18 protein-coding genes are annotated in these 14,609 nt (G+C 64.8%); 5 read left to right on the forward strand and 13 right to left on the reverse strand.

Features of this window, described 5'->3' with window-relative positions:
• Nucleotides 1–28: 28 nt before the first annotated feature.
• The 3 genes from VF617_RS14905 to VF617_RS14915 are packed head-to-tail and all read right to left on the reverse strand — an operon-like array spanning nucleotide 29 to nucleotide 3,464.
• Entirely contained in the window at nucleotides 29–1,264 is a 1,236-nt protein-coding gene (locus tag VF617_RS14905; protein ID WP_331015695.1) for a cytochrome P450, read from the reverse strand.
• Nucleotides 1,265–1,293: 29 nt separating this feature from the next.
• Complete coding sequence (locus VF617_RS14910; RefSeq protein WP_331015696.1) at nucleotides 1,294–2,535, reverse strand: ABC transporter permease; 1,242 nt, start codon at nucleotides 2,533–2,535, stop codon at nucleotides 1,294–1,296.
• Nucleotides 2,532–3,464, reverse strand: a complete 933-nt coding sequence (locus VF617_RS14915) for an ABC transporter ATP-binding protein (protein ID WP_331015697.1) — start codon at nucleotides 3,462–3,464, stop codon at nucleotides 2,532–2,534. The genes VF617_RS14910 and VF617_RS14915 overlap by 4 nt, the downstream gene beginning before the upstream one ends.
• Nucleotides 3,465–3,505: 41 nt before the next feature.
• Here VF617_RS14915 and queG point away from each other — a divergent pair, with 41 nt between their 5' ends.
• Nucleotides 3,506–4,552 carry a tRNA epoxyqueuosine(34) reductase QueG gene (queG, locus tag VF617_RS14920; protein WP_331015698.1) on the forward strand — a complete coding sequence of 349 codons (1,047 nt, stop codon included), beginning with the start codon at nucleotides 3,506–3,508 and terminating at the stop codon, nucleotides 4,550–4,552.
• Nucleotides 4,553–4,702: 150 nt separating this feature from the next.
• On the opposite strand, the gene VF617_RS14925 is transcribed toward queG, so the two are convergent.
• Nucleotides 4,703–5,077: a hypothetical protein gene (locus tag VF617_RS14925; protein ID WP_331015699.1), complete on the reverse strand. Its 375-nt coding sequence runs from the start codon at nucleotides 5,075–5,077 to the stop codon at nucleotides 4,703–4,705.
• Nucleotides 5,074–5,766 carry an EI24 domain-containing protein gene (locus tag VF617_RS14930; protein ID WP_331015700.1) on the reverse strand — a complete coding sequence of 231 codons (693 nt, stop codon included), beginning with the start codon at nucleotides 5,764–5,766 and terminating at the stop codon, nucleotides 5,074–5,076. The genes VF617_RS14925 and VF617_RS14930 overlap by 4 nt, the downstream gene beginning before the upstream one ends.
• Nucleotides 5,767–5,821: 55 nt before the next feature.
• Between VF617_RS14930 and VF617_RS14935 the strand changes: the two genes are divergently transcribed.
• Entirely contained in the window at nucleotides 5,822–6,820 is a 999-nt protein-coding gene (locus VF617_RS14935; protein WP_331015701.1) for an adenosine kinase, read from the forward strand.
• A gap of 87 nt (nucleotides 6,821–6,907) precedes the next feature.
• Here VF617_RS14935 and VF617_RS14940 read toward each other — a convergent pair whose 3' ends face one another.
• The 8 genes from VF617_RS14940 to hisB form a co-directional block, all read right to left on the reverse strand.
• Entirely contained in the window at nucleotides 6,908–8,449 is a 1,542-nt protein-coding gene (locus VF617_RS14940; protein WP_331015702.1) for an amino acid permease, read from the reverse strand.
• Between the two features lie 86 nt (nucleotides 8,450–8,535).
• Complete coding sequence (locus tag VF617_RS14945; protein WP_331015703.1) at nucleotides 8,536–8,913, reverse strand: histidine triad nucleotide-binding protein; 378 nt, start codon at nucleotides 8,911–8,913, stop codon at nucleotides 8,536–8,538.
• A complete protein-coding gene (locus VF617_RS14950; RefSeq protein ID WP_331015981.1) occupies nucleotides 8,903–9,220 on the reverse strand; it encodes a phosphoribosyl-ATP diphosphatase in 318 nt (105 codons plus the stop codon). Before VF617_RS14950 ends, VF617_RS14945 begins: the two co-directional genes overlap by 11 nt.
• Before the next feature lie 31 nt (nucleotides 9,221–9,251).
• Nucleotides 9,252–9,446 carry a hypothetical protein gene (locus VF617_RS14955; protein WP_331015704.1) on the reverse strand — a complete coding sequence of 65 codons (195 nt, stop codon included), beginning with the start codon at nucleotides 9,444–9,446 and terminating at the stop codon, nucleotides 9,252–9,254.
• 52 nt (nucleotides 9,447–9,498) lie between these two features.
• Nucleotides 9,499–10,257, reverse strand: coding sequence for an imidazole glycerol phosphate synthase subunit HisF (gene hisF, locus VF617_RS14960; protein ID WP_331015705.1), 759 nt, complete (start codon nucleotides 10,255–10,257; stop codon nucleotides 9,499–9,501).
• Nucleotides 10,258–10,372: 115 nt separating this feature from the next.
• A complete protein-coding gene (hisA, locus tag VF617_RS14965; protein ID WP_331015706.1) occupies nucleotides 10,373–11,104 on the reverse strand; it encodes a 1-(5-phosphoribosyl)-5-[(5-phosphoribosylamino)methylideneamino]imidazole-4-carboxamide isomerase in 732 nt (243 codons plus the stop codon).
• Between the two features lie 4 nt (nucleotides 11,105–11,108).
• Entirely contained in the window at nucleotides 11,109–11,714 is a 606-nt protein-coding gene (gene hisH, locus VF617_RS14970; protein ID WP_331015707.1) for an imidazole glycerol phosphate synthase subunit HisH, read from the reverse strand.
• The gene (gene hisB, locus VF617_RS14975) at nucleotides 11,711–12,298 is read right to left on the reverse strand and encodes an imidazoleglycerol-phosphate dehydratase HisB (protein ID WP_331015708.1); all 588 of its coding nucleotides are present in this window, start codon (nucleotides 12,296–12,298) and stop codon (nucleotides 11,711–11,713) included. Before hisB ends, hisH begins: the two co-directional genes overlap by 4 nt.
• Nucleotides 12,299–12,406: 108 nt before the next feature.
• On the opposite strand from hisB, the gene VF617_RS14980 reads away from it, so the two are divergent.
• Genes VF617_RS14980 through VF617_RS14990 form a run of 3 tightly spaced genes read left to right on the forward strand, consistent with a single transcriptional unit; the run spans nucleotide 12,407 to nucleotide 14,578 of the window.
• A complete protein-coding gene (locus VF617_RS14980; protein ID WP_331015709.1) occupies nucleotides 12,407–12,889 on the forward strand; it encodes an SspB family protein in 483 nt (160 codons plus the stop codon).
• Nucleotides 12,886–14,328: a class II fumarate hydratase gene (gene fumC, locus VF617_RS14985; RefSeq protein WP_331015710.1), complete on the forward strand. Its 1,443-nt coding sequence runs from the start codon at nucleotides 12,886–12,888 to the stop codon at nucleotides 14,326–14,328. Before VF617_RS14980 ends, fumC begins: the two co-directional genes overlap by 4 nt.
• A 46-nt stretch (nucleotides 14,329–14,374) precedes the next feature.
• Nucleotides 14,375–14,578, forward strand: coding sequence for a hypothetical protein (locus VF617_RS14990; protein ID WP_331015711.1), 204 nt, complete (start codon nucleotides 14,375–14,377; stop codon nucleotides 14,576–14,578).
• Nucleotides 14,579–14,609 lie beyond the last annotated feature (31 nt).

Below are 14,609 nucleotides of genomic sequence, written 5' to 3' on the forward strand. Positions count from 1 at the left end.
GGTTGCAACGCAAGCAATTTTCCCCGGATCAATAGCGGCTGAGCTCCACCGGCATCTTCTTATAGCCATGGACGAAGCAAGCCGCGACGCGCTCGACCTGGCCGGTGACGTTCACGCGCAGGCGGCGCTTGGCCATTTCCTCAATCAATATGCCGATCTGCAATTCGGCCAGCCGCGCGCCGACACAGCGGTGGATGCCGTGACCGAATGCCAGATGGCGCCGTGCATTCTCGCGATCGACGATGATCTTGCCGGCGTTCGGAAACACGCTCTCGTCCCGATTGGCGGAAACGTACCACAGCGCCAGCTTGTCCCCTTCGCGGATCTTTTGCCCTTCGAGTACGGCGTCCTGAGTCGCGGTGCGGCGCATGTGCGATAGCGGCGTCTGCCATCGAATCAGTTCCTGCACGGCATTAGGGATCAGCCCGGGATCGGCCTCCAGCCTGGCGCGCTCGTCGGGAAACTGATCCAGCCCCCAGGCATAGGCGCTCATCGAATTACGCGTGGTATCGTTGCCGCCGACGATCAGCAGGATCAGATTTCCCAGAAACTCCATCTGGTCCATGTGGCTCATCGCGTCCGAATGTATCATCATGGAGATAAGATCGGGCGTCGGCTCCTTGCCGACCTTGCCCTGCCAGAGATTGCCGAAATATGCGGCGCATTCGAACAGGTGCTGGCGGCGCTCTTCCTTGCGCTCGGGGTCCTTGGCAATTTCGATATCGCCCGCCCAATCTGACCAGAAGGTGAGCTTGCGGCGATCCTCCCATGGAAAGTCGAACAGGATCGCCAGCATCTGCGTGGTCAGTTCGATCGATACCTGATCCACCCAGTCGAACTCCTCGCCGATCGGCAGCGAATCGAGAATTTCGGCAGAACGCATCCGTATATTCTCGGTCATCCGCACCATCTCGGAAGGCGTGAATGCCGGAGCGACGGTGCGGCGCTGGCCGGTGTGCCTGGGCCGATCCATCGCGATAAACATCGGCATCTTGATATCGTCTGGCATCATGTCGGCGATCGTTATGCCGCCGGCCTCGGACGAATAGATTTCGGGTAGCGACTCGACCTCTACGATCGGCTTGTAGGTGGAAACCGACCAGAAGGGGCCGAACGAGCTATGCTCGGTATAATATACCGGGGCCTTGGCCCGCAGCTCGGCGAACGGGGCCTGCCAGACATCGTCGCGATAGAGTTCGGGACGGCTGACATCGAGCGGATCCACGATATTTTCCTCCAGCGGACCTGTCGCGAGCCTAGCCATCGTCCCTCTCCCTTACGGCGAGGAAAGCGCTAATTGACAGAAGTGTCAATAGTGGCGCGGCGTCGCTTCCAGAAAGGCGGGCTGCCCGATTTGAGCACGCCCCTCCGGAAGAGTCGCGCCCCTACAGTCACCGTGATAGCGACCCACAATGCCTGCCACCCCAGCGCGATCAGATGCGGCCAGATATCCGCCGAATTGCCCGCCCGGCCGATCATCGCGAAGGGCGAGCTGAACGGGAAAGCCTCCGCCGCGAACGCGAGCCAGCTGCCCGGATTATTTGCCGCGCCGAGCGAGAAGGCGAACATCGTCATCTGGAAGATCGTGATGGGCAGCGAGAGCATCTGCAGCTCGCGCTGGGTGTTGGTCTGCGCGCCGATGCTGAGGAACACCGCGCCGAGCAGCATATAGGCCATCGTGAAATAGGCGATGAAGAGCAACGGGTAAGCCGGCATGCCGACCGCCGCGCCCACTCCCGTGAAATCGCCCGTGATCTGGACGGGGAGGAATTGGGCCGCGTTGACCAGGATCGTCGCCCAAAAGAGCACGAACAGCACCGCCGCTCCGAACATTCCGATCAGCTTGCCGAAAAACACGCTTTCGAGCGGGATCGCGGCGGCGAGGATTTCGATCACCTTGTTCGATCGCTCCTCGGCCATCGTCCCCACTGCCTGCCCCGAGAGGAACAGCGTCAGGAAGAAGATCCCGAACACGCCGATCGACGCTGCCTGGCCGCGCCCGCTGCTCGATACAGGGCTGTGGCTGACCAGCGTGCGCGTGGGCGTACTCATCGGCGCAGCCCCGCCCGCCTTTTGTGCGCGAAGGCTCTGTTCGGCGAGCTGGGCCAGATATTGCGCCTCGCTCCAGCCGCGCTGGACGTGAAGGATTTCGGGGCGGTTCAGCGGCCCATACAGCACAGCCGCAGTGTCGTCCCCGCTGTTCAGCATTGACCGCGCCTGCGCCCCCGGGTCGCCGGCGGGCGCTTCGAGGATCAGCTCTGGCGGACGAAGTTCGCTCTTGGGGGAGAAGAGCGTGCGCAATTGGCTGTCGACTTCCTTGAGCGTCCCGGCCTGTTCGGGCGGCGCGATCACCACCATCCGCAGCCCTTCGTCACTCCCGACGATCGATTGCGCGCCGACTCCCCCCAGCGTGCCGAAGGCGATCATCATCACCGGGGCGAGCAGGAAGAGCAGGAAGGTGGGAGTGAGCACGGTCGCGGTGAAATCGCGGCGGGCGATGGTCAGCGTCTGGCGGATGGTGCGGCGCAGGCTCATGCGGCCTGCTCCTGCTCGGGAGCCTGGGCCGCGTGCGCGCCGACGATCTTGACGAAGGCGTCGTGCAGCCCGGGCCGCTCGATCGAGAGGCCGGAAATCCCGTGCCCGGCGTCGATCAGCTTGATCAGCAAGTCCTCGATCCCTTCAGCAGGCAGCGTGAATCGCCATCCGCCGCCCTCGCGCTCGGCATCCCTGGGCAGCAAGGCGCGCGCGCGCTCCACTTCGTGATGCGGCGTGTAATGCGCCTTGAGCGGCAGCGTGGCGCGGGCTTCGGCCACCGTGCCCTCGAAGCGGACCTTGCCTCCCGCGATGATCGAAAGCCGATCGCACAGCCGCTCGGCATGCGCCATCACATGCGTGGAGAACAGGATCGTCGCGCCGCGGTCGCGCTGGTCCAGGATCAGCTTTTCGAGCCGCTCCTGGTTGACCGGGTCGAGCCCGGAAAAGGGCTCGTCGAGCACGAGCAAGTCCGGCTCATGCACTACCGAGCCAAGCAGTTGGACAAGCTGCGCCATGCCCTTTGAAAGCTTGCGGATCTTGTCGTCGACCGCGTGGCCCAGCCCGGCGGCCTGCATCAGATCGACTGCGCGCTTGCGGCCTACCGACCAGGGCAGTCCGCGCAGCGCCCCCATAAAGGCTATCGCCTCGCGGCACTTCATGCCCGGATAGAGCCCCCGCTCCTCGGGCAGGTAGCCGACCCGGTCGCTCACCTCGCGCGGGCTGGTGTTTCCCAGCAGCGTGCGCGCGCCTTCGTCGGGCTCGATGATGCCCAGCAGCATGCGCAAGGTGGTGGTCTTGCCCGCGCCATTGGGGCCGAGCACGCCATAGATCATGCCGGGACTGACCGCGATATCGACGCCATCGACGACCCGGCGGCCGCCGAAGCGCTTGACAATGCCGCTGGCGCTCACCGCCAATGCGCTGTTCAAAACATGATCTCCCAAGACGGATTTGGTGGTAGCGGGTGCGCATGCCCGGAGACAAGCCACTCGAAGCCCTAATAAAGGACAAAGCCGGGGAAATCGGCTTTGCCGCCTGCGGGATCGCGCGCGCCGACGCAGCCCCCGCGGCGGGCGAGCGGCTGCGCGCATGGCTGGCGGACGGCCGCCACGGATCGATGATCTGGATGGAGGAGCGGGCGCACCACAGGGAGAGCCCAGCGGGGCTGTGGCCGGAAGTGCGTTCGGTCATCTCGCTGGGTATGAGCTATGCGCCCTCCACCGATCCGCTTGCGCTCGCGGATGAGAGCGAGAGCGCCCGCATCTCGGTCTATGCGCAGGGGCAGGACTATCACGACGTGGTCAAGCGGCGGCTGAAGGAGCTGGCGCGCTGGATCGTCGGGCGAGCCGAGGGCGCCGACCTCAAGGTCTTTGTCGATACGGCGCCGGTGATGGAAAAGCCACTGGCGGAGGCCGCCGGGCTGGGCTGGCAGGGCAAGCACACGAATCTCGTCAGTCGCGAGCATGGCAGTTGGCTGTTCCTTGGCGCGATCTATACGACGCTCGACTTGACGCCGGACGCGCCGAAGCATTCGACGTGCGGAAGCTGCAATGCCTGCATCGCCGCGTGCCCGACCTCCGCGTTTCCCGCCCCCTATCAGCTCGATGCCCGGCGCTGCATCTCTTACCTCACGATCGAGCATAAGGGGCCCATTCCGCTCGAATTCCGCGAGGCGATGGGCAACCGCATCTATGGCTGCGACGATTGCCTGGCGGTGTGCCCGTGGAACAAATTTGCCAGCGCCGCGCAGGCCAACCTTGCCTTCGCGCCCCGTGCGGAACTGACTGCGCCTGCGCTCGCGGACCTGCTCAAGCTCGACGACGCGAGTTTCCGCGAGGTGTTCTCCGGCTCGCCGATCAAGCGTATCGGTCGCGACCGGATGGTGCGGAACTGCCTGATCGCGGCCGGCAACAGCGGTAGCGCGGTTCTGATCGAGCCGGTACGGGCGCTGCTCGGCGATTCCGACGAAACGGTGCGGGAAACCGCGCAATGGGCGGCGGCGAAGCTGGAAGTTTAGGCGAAGTTTAGGCCAATTCGCGTGTGCGCGCCGCGAATGTTCCCAATGTTCGCACTGGCCATGCGCCATATTTCGACCGACGATGTCAAAGAGCGGCCGGGAGTGCCGACCGGCTCAGCCAAGCAGGCGAAATCCTACATTGCAAGAGGCTCAGCGGCGCTTGGTCAGCGCCGTGATGCAGCTTGCCGGATCGATTGGGCTGCCGTCGCGCTGGCGCGTGTCGAAATAGGTGACCACCGGCTCGCCGCGGCCCTTTGGATAGAGATAGGCATCGAGCACGCAGATCGGACCGGCGAACTGCAGCTTGCGGGCGGCGCCCTCGCTCAAGTCGAGGTGAGGCGCACCGAATTGTGCGATCAGCCGGGCGGCGGGCTGGCCGCTGACCGCGGTCGCCATGCCGGGCGGCAGGGGCGCGGAAGCGGGCGGCTGGTTCGGAATTGGCACCCGGCCGGCGGAGCGCACCGGTGGCGCGCTTTCGCCGCATGCCGCCAGCACCAGCGCCGCGCCGATGATCCAGTATTTCATGCGCGCCTGCCTCTGTGAAATGCATGGGTGGCCATGGCCGCGCCGATCACCGGAGCGACAAAGGCGATCACGGGCACCAGCATTAAGCCCGTACCGAACATGCCCAGCACGAAGCGCCTGAAACTCGTGCGCCGCCGCCATTTGGGCAGCTCCCCGTATTTCATGTGGCGGGCCGCGACCATATCGCCCAGATCGCGCCCGAGCAGCCATGAATTGACGACGAAGAAGGCGATTGCGGTACCAACGCCGGTGATGAGTAGGACGAGATAGAGGGGAGAAAAAAGGAGGTTGATCAGCAGGAATCTGACTCCCGAACTCAGGCCCATCGCCACCGAGCGTGCGAACGGCACGTCGCGGGCATCGGCATGGGCTCCAGGGTAGTGCATGGCCTCGACCGCAGCGACGACTTCGTCAGCGAAGATGCCGATCACCGCGATTGCCACCGCCCGGAATAGAAATAGATGGGCGAGCAATATCAATATGATTGTCGAGATGTCTGCCGCGTCGCCGGCCCAACTAAGCCCGCCAAGCCGCGCGGCGATCCAGGCGAGCAGCGAGTGCAAGCCGAACCAGATTCCGGCGGAGATCGCCGCCAGTAGCACCAGCGTCACCAGCAGCGACTTCAAGAAGACCATCGCCACGCGGCTGTCGAGCAGTTGCCCGAGCGAGAGGAAGAACGCCTGGATCATTGCGGACTCCTTTGCAGCCCGATAGGGGCACGGGCAACCCAATTGGAGCAAAGACTTGACCAGCCCTGCCTATGACGTGGTCGCGATCGGCAACGCGATCGTCGATATTCTCGCGCAAGCCGACGATGCCTTCATCGAGGAAATCGGCGTCGCCAAGGGCTCGATGCAGCTCATGTTCTCGCCCGAGGAAGCCGATGCGCTCTATGCCAAGATGGGCCCGGGCCGTGAAATTTCGGGCGGCTCGGCGGCGAACACGGTGGCGGGGATCGCTGCGATGGGCGGGAGGGCCGCGTTCATCGGGCAGGTCGCCAACGATCAGCTCGGCACTGTCTTCGCGCACGACATCACGGCGGCGGGCGTGCATTTCGGCACCCCGGTTCGCCCAGGGCAGCCGACCACCGCGCGCTGCCTTATCTTCGTCACGCCCGATGGCCAGCGCACGATGAACACCTTTCTCGGCGCGTCGCTGTTCCTGCCCGCGGCCGCGCTGGACGAGGAAGTGATCGCCAGTGGCGCGATCCTCTATCTCGAAGGCTATCTGTGGGATCCCGAGGAGCCCCGCGCAGCGATGCGCAAGGCGATCGACATCGCGCGCGCCAACGGCCGCAAGGTCGCCTTCACCCTCAGCGACGTCTTCTGCATCTCGCGCCACGGGGACGATTTCCGCAAGCTGATCGATGAGGGGATGATCGACATCCTCTTCGCCAACGAAAACGAGCTCCTGGCCTTGTGCGAGCATGAAAGCTTCGAAGCAGCGGTCGGGCATATCCACGGCAAGGTGCCCCTGCTGGTCGTCACCCGCGGCGAGCATGGCGCGATGGCGCTGCAGGGCTCCGAGCGCGTGGAAGTCGGCGCGGAGCCGATCGAGCGGCTGGTGGACACGACGGGCGCTGGCGACATGTTCGCGGCGGGCTTCCTCCACGGCCAGGCGCGCGGCAAGGGCTTGAAGGAATCGCTGACGCTCGGCGCGATCTGCGCGGCCGAGATCATCCAGCATTATGGCGCCCGGCCCGAGATGGATTTGAAGGCGCTGGCGGAGCGCCGGCTGGGCTAGGATATGAGCACAGGCCCCGGGGCTGGCGCAGGCAAGGAAAAGGGGCCGGGAGATCGCTCACCCCGGCCCCTTTCTGTCGCGCTCGTATCAGCGGGTGCCCGGCACCGGCGGATCGAGTTCGTCATAGGCTTCGATCTCGTTCACTTCGTCCAGCCCCTGGCCGACATGGCTGCGCGAACGGCTATAGCCGAAATAGACCAGCAACCCGATCACGGCCCAGATCAGGAAGAGATAGATGCTCTTGTGATCGAGGCTCGCGAACAGATAGATGCAGCCCAGGATCGCGATTGGCGCCGTGATCATCACCAGCGGTGTGCGGAATGGACGGACCCGGCCAGGATCGGTCCGGCGCAGGACCATCACCGCGATCGAGACCGCGGCGAATGCGAACAGCGTGCCGGAGTTCGAGATGTTGGCAAGCTGGCCGACAGGGAAGAACGCCGCGAATAGCGCCACCGCGATGCCGGTGATGATCGTGATCACATAAGGCGTGTTGTACTTGGGGTGGATCTTCGAGAACGACTGCGGAAGCAGGCCGTCGCGGCTCATCACGAAGAAGATGCGGGTCTGGCCGAACATCATCATCAGGATGACCGAGGGAAGCGCGAGGCCGGCCGCGAGACCGAGCAGGTTCCCAAGCTGGGGCCAGCCGATTTCACGCAGGGTGAAGGCCAGCGCTTCCTTCGAGCAGACGACGTCCTTGAACCCTTCGACGGCGCGCGATGCGCACTGCGCCGCCAGTTCGCGGCTGCCTGGATCGAGCGCGATGCCGCCTGCACCGGTGACCGGCTGCGAACTGAGGCCCGGCGCACCAATCACTCCGGCCGCGACGAGCAGGTAGAAGATTGTGCAGACCGCGAGGCTGCCAATCAGGCCGATCGGCATGTTGCGCTGCGGGTTCTTGGTCTCCTCCGCCGCCGTCGAAACCGCGTCGAAGCCGACATAGGCGAAGAAGATCGAAGCCGCCGCCATCGAAACGCCGATGAAGCCGGTAGGCGCGAAAGGCGAGAATTGCGCACCGTTCATCACCGGAAGGGCCAGCACGATGAACATCGTCAGCGCCGCGACCTTGATAGCGACGAGGACCGCATTGACCGTCGCACTCTCCTTGGTGCCGATCACCAGCAGCCAGGTGACCAGTCCGGCGATTGCCATGGCGGGCAAATTGATCAGGCCCCCGTCGAATGGCCCGAGCACGAGCATATCGGGTATGTCGATGCCGAAAGTGTGCTCTATCAGGCCGATCACATAGCCTGCCCAGCCCACGGAGACAGCTCCTGCCGCGACCGCATATTCGAGAATCAGGGCCCAGCCGACCATCCAGGCGATCAGCTCGCCCATCACTGCATAACTATAAGTGTAAGCCGACCCGGAAACGGGGACCATCGACGCCATTTCGGCATAGCAGAGCGCCGCGAAGGCGCAGACGAAACCGGCGATGATGAAGCTGACCATCATGCCGGGCCCCGCCTTTTGCGCCGCCTCGGCGGTCAGCACGAATATGCCCGTGCCGATGACCGCGCCGATGCCCAGCATGGTCAGCTGGAATGCCCCCAGCGACCTGTGGAGCGATTTCTTCTCTGCGGTCCGCAGAATGGCGTCGAGTGATTTTACGCGCCCGAATATCATTGATGGTCCCCTAACGCGGCGTCTTCGCGCGCCGCCTTACAAGTGAAAGGCGCGAGCCTAGCCGCAAATCTAGGAGGCGCAAGCCGTTATCGCGCCAGCATCGGCCCCAGCGGCTTGCCTGCGAAGACGTGCACATGGAGGTGAGGAACCTCCTGGCCGCCGTCCTGGCCGATATTGGCGAGCAACCTGTATCCCGGCTCCACCATCCCGGCCTCACGCGCCACATGGCCGACCGCGCGGACGAACCCCGCGACCTCGGCATCCGATCCGCGCGCCGAGAAGTCATCCCATGAGACATAAGCGCCTTTGGGGATCACCAGAATGTGATGCGGCGCCTGCGGAGTTATATCGTGGAAGGCGAGGGCGAATTCGTCTTCATAAACGGTCTTGTTGGGAATCTCCCCGCGCAGGATCTTCGCGAAGATATTGCCGGAATCATAGGGTTGGGTTGCATCAATCGGCATTGCGGCTGGCCTTCTCCTCGAGCCCAGACACGCCCTCGCGGCGGGCGAGTTCGGCGCGTACGTCGTCCAGGGTGACGCCGGCATCGGCAAGCAGCACGAGCAAGTGAAAGACGAGATCGGCGGCTTCGCTGGTGAGTGCGGCCTTGTCCTGGGCGACCGCCGCTATGACGGTCTCGACCGCTTCCTCGCCCAACTTCTGCGCGATCTTGCCGCGGCCCTTGGCGGTAAGCCGGGCGACATAGGAGGATGCGGGATCGCCCGCGCGGCGGTCGCGTATCGTCTGTTCGAGCGCGTCTAGCGTGTCCATCGGCACCGGCTGCTTGAGCCGGGGCGGCAAGTCAATCCTTGGGCGTGCGGCGCAAGCGCGCGCGCATCCGGCTGCGGACGAACCACAGTCCCCCCGCGGCGCAAGCGGCCAGCAGGATATCCGAAAGCTCGGGCATCGAGCGCGATCCCGCGACGCCGGTATGGGGCGGCTCGTCTGAGAGCGCGGGCGTGGCGATGAGAAGGAGGGGAATTGCGTAGCGAAGCATAATACCGGTTTAGCGCGGGCTGCTGGCCAAATCGTTAAGTCGTTCGGCAGGATCAACTCCGCACCGGGATCCCCGCCGCCGCCAGCGCCGCATGCGCCTCCGCGATCGTCGCTTCGCCGAAATGGAAGATCGAGGCCGCCAGCACCGCCGATGCGTGCCCGTCGCGAATGCCCTCCACGAGATGCTGCAAATTGCCGACTCCGCCCGAGGCAACCACGGGGACAGTCACCTGGTCCGCAATCGTGCGGATGAGCTCGAGATCATAACCATCGCGCGTGCCGTCGCGGTCCATCGAAGTGACGAGCAGTTCGCCGGCGCCGAGTTCGGCCATGCGCATCGCATGCTCGACGGCGTCCAGGCCTGTCGCACGGCGGCCGCCATGGGTGAACACTTCCCAGCGCTCCCCCACGCGCCGCGCATCGATCGAGGCGACGACGCACTGGCTGCCCATCCGCTCGGCGATCTCCGCGACGATTTCGGGGCGCGACACTGCCGCCGAATTGACCGCGACCTTGTCGGCCCCCGCAAGGAGCAGCGCCCGCGCATCGTCGACGCCCCGCACGCCGCCGCCCACGGTGAGCGGCATGAAGCAGACTTCGGCCGTGCGCCGCACCACATCAACCATCGCCGCGCGCTCCTCATGGCTCGCGCCGATATCGAGGAAGCACAGCTCGTCCGCGCCCGCCGCGTCATAGGTCCGCGCCTGTTCCACCGGATCGCCGGCATCGATCAGATCGACGAAGTTGACGCCCTTCACCACGCGGCCGCCGGCCACATCGAGACAGGGGATGACGCGGGCTCGGACGGTCATGCTGGTAGGTGCTCCCCGACCCGCTCATGCTGAGCTTGTCGAAGCATACCTATTATTCGGGTGCGACATGGCGAGGGGCCCTTCGACAAGCTCAGGGTGAGCGGGGTCAGGGTACTCATCCTTTCGTCACCTCGATGGCCCAGCTCAAGTCCAGCCGGCCATCGTAAAGCGCCCTCCCGGTGATGACGCCCTCGACGCCGTCGGCGACATGGGGCCGGAGCGCATGGATGTCGGCAATGTCGGTGACGCCGCCGCTGGCGATGACGGGGATCGAGACGGCGCGGGCGAGCGCGACCGTCGCCTCGACGTTGCAGCCCTTGAGCATCCCGTCGCGGCCGACATCGGTGAAGAGGAGGGATGCGACGCCGGCATCCTCGAAGCGACGGGCGAGATCGACGACCGATACGTCCGATACATCGGCCCAGCCGCGCGTGGCGACCAGCCCGTCGCGCGCATCGACCGCGACGACGATGCGGCCGGGATTGTCGCGCGCCGCCTGCCGGACCAGATCCGGGTCCTCCAGCGCCGCGGTTCCGATCACCACGCGCTCCACCCCTACATCCAGCCAGCGCTCGATCGATTCGCGCGTGCGGATGCCGCCGCCTAGCTGAACCTTGCCGTCGAACGCCGTGAGGATCGAGGCTACCGCGCCGCCATTGACCGATTCGCCCGCGAACGCGCCGTCCAGATCGACCACGTGCAGCCATTCGGCCCCGGCCCGCTGAAAGCTCTCGGCCTGCGCGGCGGGGTTGTCCCCATAGATGGTCGCGCGGTCCATATCGCCCTCGGCGAGGCGCACGACCTGGCCCGCCTTCAAGTCGATAGCCGGGAAGACGATCAGGCTCATGCGCTTACGGCATCCATTTGAGGAATCTCTCCAGCAGTGCGAGGCCGTAACGCTGGCTCTTTTCGGGGTGGAATTGCACGCCGATCATATTGTCGCGCCCGATCGCCGCAGTGACCGGGCCGCCATGCCCGGTGGTTGCCAGCACGTCCTGACCATCGAAAGCGAAGCTGTGGAGAAAATAGGCCTCGCCGGCTTCGATCAGCGGGTGGGGGGTTGAGGGTATTACGTCGTTCCAGCCCATATGCGGCACGCGTAGGCCGCGAGCCGGAGCCAGATGGCGCACGGTGCCCGATATCCATCCAAGGCCGGGATGCAGGCCCAGCTCTTCGCCCGCATGAGCCATAAGCTGCATGCCGACACATACTCCCAGGAACGGCGCCCCATCGTGGCGGACGCGCGCGTCCAGCGCTTCGACCATGCCGGGAATGCCGCGCAGTCCGGCGGCGCACGCGCCGAATGCGCCCACCCCGGGGAGCACGATCCGGTCGGCCTTGAGGACCAGTTCGGGGTCTGTCGTGACTGCGATGCCGGCTGCGCCCGCGGCCCTCAGCGCATTATAGACCGAGTGGAGATTGCCCGCGCCGTAATCGATCAGCGCGATGCCACTCACAAAACGCCCTTGGTCGAGGGGATCGCGCCCGCCTTCCGAGGATCGATCTCCACCGCCTCCCGGATCGCCCTGGCCAGTCCCTTGAACGCGCTTTCGGCGATATGGTGGTTGTTCGATCCGTAGAGCGTCTCGACGTGCAGCGTGATTCCAGCGGCCTGGGTGAAGCTGTGAAACCAGTGTTCGAACATTTCGGTGTCCATTTCGCCCAGCCGCTTCTGGCTGAACTCGGTCTTGAAGACGAGGAAGGGCCGGCCGGAAATGTCGATCGCCACGCGGGTGAGCGTTTCGTCCATCGGCGAGAGGGCATCGGCGTAGCGGCGGATGCCGGCCTTGTCGCCGAGCGCTTTCGCCAGCGCTTCGCCGATCGCGATGCCGGTGTCCTCCACGGTGTGATGCTGGTCGATATGCAAGTCGCCGACCGTTTTCACGTCGAGGTCGATCAGCGAATGGCGGCTGAACTGCTCCAGCATGTGATCGAAGAAACCGATTCCCGTCGAAATCGCATAAGCCCCCGTGCCGTCCAGATTGACGGACACGTTGATCGAGGTTTCGCTCGTCTCGCGGCTGATCGTGGCGGTGCGCATCGCTTCCCCATAGCGACCGCGCGCCACCATGCAAAATAGGCTTGCTTGGCCGGGGCCAACTCGGCGCATGCGCCTTGACCCTTTGGCCGGAGCCGCTACCCCAAGGGCATGAACACGAATGTGCCCGACAGCCTGATTCCCTATGACGAGATCGTCCAGGAAGCGCTGCGCGCCGTGGTCGGCCGCGTGCTCGGCTCGGTTTCGGAGACGCAGGCGCTGCCGGGCGGGCACCATTTCTACATCACCTTCAAGACTCATGCGCCGGGCGTCGATATCCCGCAGCGGCTGATCGAGCGCTTTCCCGACGAAATGACGATCGTCATGCAGCATCGATTCTGGGACCTGAAGGTCGATGACGAGAAATTCTCGATCGGCCTGAGCTTCAATCAGGTTCCGGCGATGCTCAACATCCCGTTCTCGGCGATCACCGGGTTCCATGATCCGGCGGTGAATTTCGAGCTGCGCTTCCAGGCCCAGGAAGGCGATGTCGAGGGCGAGCCCCATGACGAGGCGGAAAATGATGGTCCCTCGGTCAAGCCCGTGGACGACGGCTCGAACGTCGTCTCGGTGGACTTTAAAAGGAAGAAGTGACAATCGCCCCGCGAGCCGGCTGGGCCGGCGCGCATGGAGGCTATGTTAACGTGATCACCCGCACAGAAACCGATTCCATCGGCGCCATCGAGGTTCCCTCCGACGCCTATTGGGGTGCGCAGACGCAGCGTTCGATCGAGAATTTCCCGTTCGGCGAGATGGAGCGGATGCCGCTCGGCATCGTCCATGCGCAGGCGATCGTGAAGCAGGCGGCGGCACGGGTGAATCGCAGGCACGGGCTCGCCACGGAAATTGCGGATGCGATCGAGGCGGCGGCGCAGGAAGTGGTCTCAGGCAAGCTCGACGCGCAATTCCCCCTGGTGATCTGGCAGACCGGCAGCGGCACCCAGACCAATATGAACGTCAACGAAGTGATTGCGGGCCGCGCCAACGAAATGCTGTCGGGCGCTCGCGGCGGCAAATCGCCCGTGCATCCCAACGACCACGTCAACATGAGCCAGTCGTCGAACGACAGCTTTCCGACCGCGCTTCACGTCGCCGCGGTGCTCGCGATGCGCGAGGCCCTAGCCCCCGCGCTCGACCGGCTGACCGCGGCGCTGGCCGCCAAGGCAAAGGCATGGGACCATATCGTCAAGATCGGCCGTACCCACACCCAGGACGCGACGCCGCTCACGCTCGGCCAGGAATTCTCAGGGTACGCCGCGCAGCTGATCAGCTGCGCGGCAAGGCTGGAGGGCGCGCTTAACGGCAACCTGCGCAAGCTCGCAATCGGCGGTACCGCGGTGGGCACCGGGCTCAACGCGCCCCAGGGTTGGGCCGAGGATATGTCGGCGGCGATCTCCGACATTGCCGGCACGCAGTTCGAGCCCGCGCCCAACAAGTTCGAGCAGCTTGCCGCCAAGGACGGGCTGGTCTTTTTTTCCGGCGCCCTCAACACGCTTGCCGTCGCGCTTAACAAGATCGCCAACGATATCCGCTTCCTGGGATCTGGCCCACGCTCAGGCCTGGGCGAGCTGTCGCTTCCGGCAAACGAGCCGGGCAGTTCGATCATGCCGGGCAAGGTGAACCCCACCCAGTGCGAATCGCTGACGATGGTCGCTGCACAAGTGATAGGAAACCACCAAGCCGTAACCATCGGCGGCATGCAGGGGCATTTCGAGCTCAACGTGTTCATGCCGCTGATCGGGGCCAATGTGCTGCGCTCGATGCAATTGCTCAGCGTGGGCATGACGAGCTTCGCCGAACGCTGCGTCGATGGAATCGAGGCGAACGAGGATCAGATCAAGGATCTGGTGGATCGTTCACTGATGCTCGTGACCGCGCTCGCCCCCGAGATCGGCTATGACAATGCCGCGAAGATGGCGAAGGTCGCCCATGAGGACGGGTCGACGCTCAAGGAAGCGGGGCTGAAGCTCGGATTGATCGACGAGGCGACCTTCGATCGCGTCGTGCGGCCGGAGGATATGGTCGGGCGCTAGGAACTTCGTCGCGCCTTCTGCGCTCTTTGGAGCGAAGGAGATGCACATGATCCGCAATTTGATAGGCGCATTCATCGGGAACCGCATCGACCGCAGCGACGGCCGCGGCGGCGTAAAGGGTGCGGTGCTCGGCTATGCCGCGCAGCGCGTGATCACACGGATGGGCGCTCCCGGCCTGATCCTGGCGGGCGGATACGGGCTTTGGAAATTCGCTTCCGACCGCCGCAAGCGCCGCAACGCCGCCTCGTGACTTGACGAGGGCGCTACTGGTCCGCCAGTAG

It is taken from the genome of Sphingomonas sp. (genome assembly GCF_036388215.1).
GTDB lineage: Bacteria > Pseudomonadota > Alphaproteobacteria > Sphingomonadales > Sphingomonadaceae > Sphingomonas.

Coding starts and splice junctions, on each gene's coding strand:
- VF617_RS14905 (WP_331015695.1), bottom strand. CDS start 1,264: ATGGCTAGGCTCGCGACAGGTCCGCTGGAGGAAAATATCGTGGATCCG.
- VF617_RS14910 (WP_331015696.1), bottom strand. CDS start 2,535: ATGAGCCTGCGCCGCACCATCCGCCAGACGCTGACCATCGCCCGCCGC.
- queG (WP_331015698.1), top strand. CDS start 3,506: ATGCCCGGAGACAAGCCACTCGAAGCCCTAATAAAGGACAAAGCCGGG.
- VF617_RS14925 (WP_331015699.1), bottom strand. CDS start 5,077: ATGAAATACTGGATCATCGGCGCGGCGCTGGTGCTGGCGGCATGCGGC.
- VF617_RS14930 (WP_331015700.1), bottom strand. CDS start 5,766: ATGATCCAGGCGTTCTTCCTCTCGCTCGGGCAACTGCTCGACAGCCGC.
- VF617_RS14940 (WP_331015702.1), bottom strand. CDS start 8,449: ATGATATTCGGGCGCGTAAAATCACTCGACGCCATTCTGCGGACCGCA.
- VF617_RS14945 (WP_331015703.1), bottom strand. CDS start 8,913: ATGCCGATTGATGCAACCCAACCCTATGATTCCGGCAATATCTTCGCG.
- VF617_RS14950 (WP_331015981.1), bottom strand. CDS start 9,220: ATGGACACGCTAGACGCGCTCGAACAGACGATACGCGACCGCCGCGCG.
- VF617_RS14955 (WP_331015704.1), bottom strand. CDS start 9,446: ATGCTTCGCTACGCAATTCCCCTCCTTCTCATCGCCACGCCCGCGCTC.
- hisF (WP_331015705.1), bottom strand. CDS start 10,257: ATGACCGTCCGAGCCCGCGTCATCCCCTGTCTCGATGTGGCCGGCGGC.
- hisA (WP_331015706.1), bottom strand. CDS start 11,104: ATGAGCCTGATCGTCTTCCCGGCTATCGACTTGAAGGCGGGCCAGGTC.
- hisB (WP_331015708.1), bottom strand. CDS start 12,298: ATGCGCACCGCCACGATCAGCCGCGAGACGAGCGAAACCTCGATCAAC.
- VF617_RS14980 (WP_331015709.1), top strand. CDS start 12,407: ATGAACACGAATGTGCCCGACAGCCTGATTCCCTATGACGAGATCGTC.
- VF617_RS14990 (WP_331015711.1), top strand. CDS start 14,375: ATGATCCGCAATTTGATAGGCGCATTCATCGGGAACCGCATCGACCGC.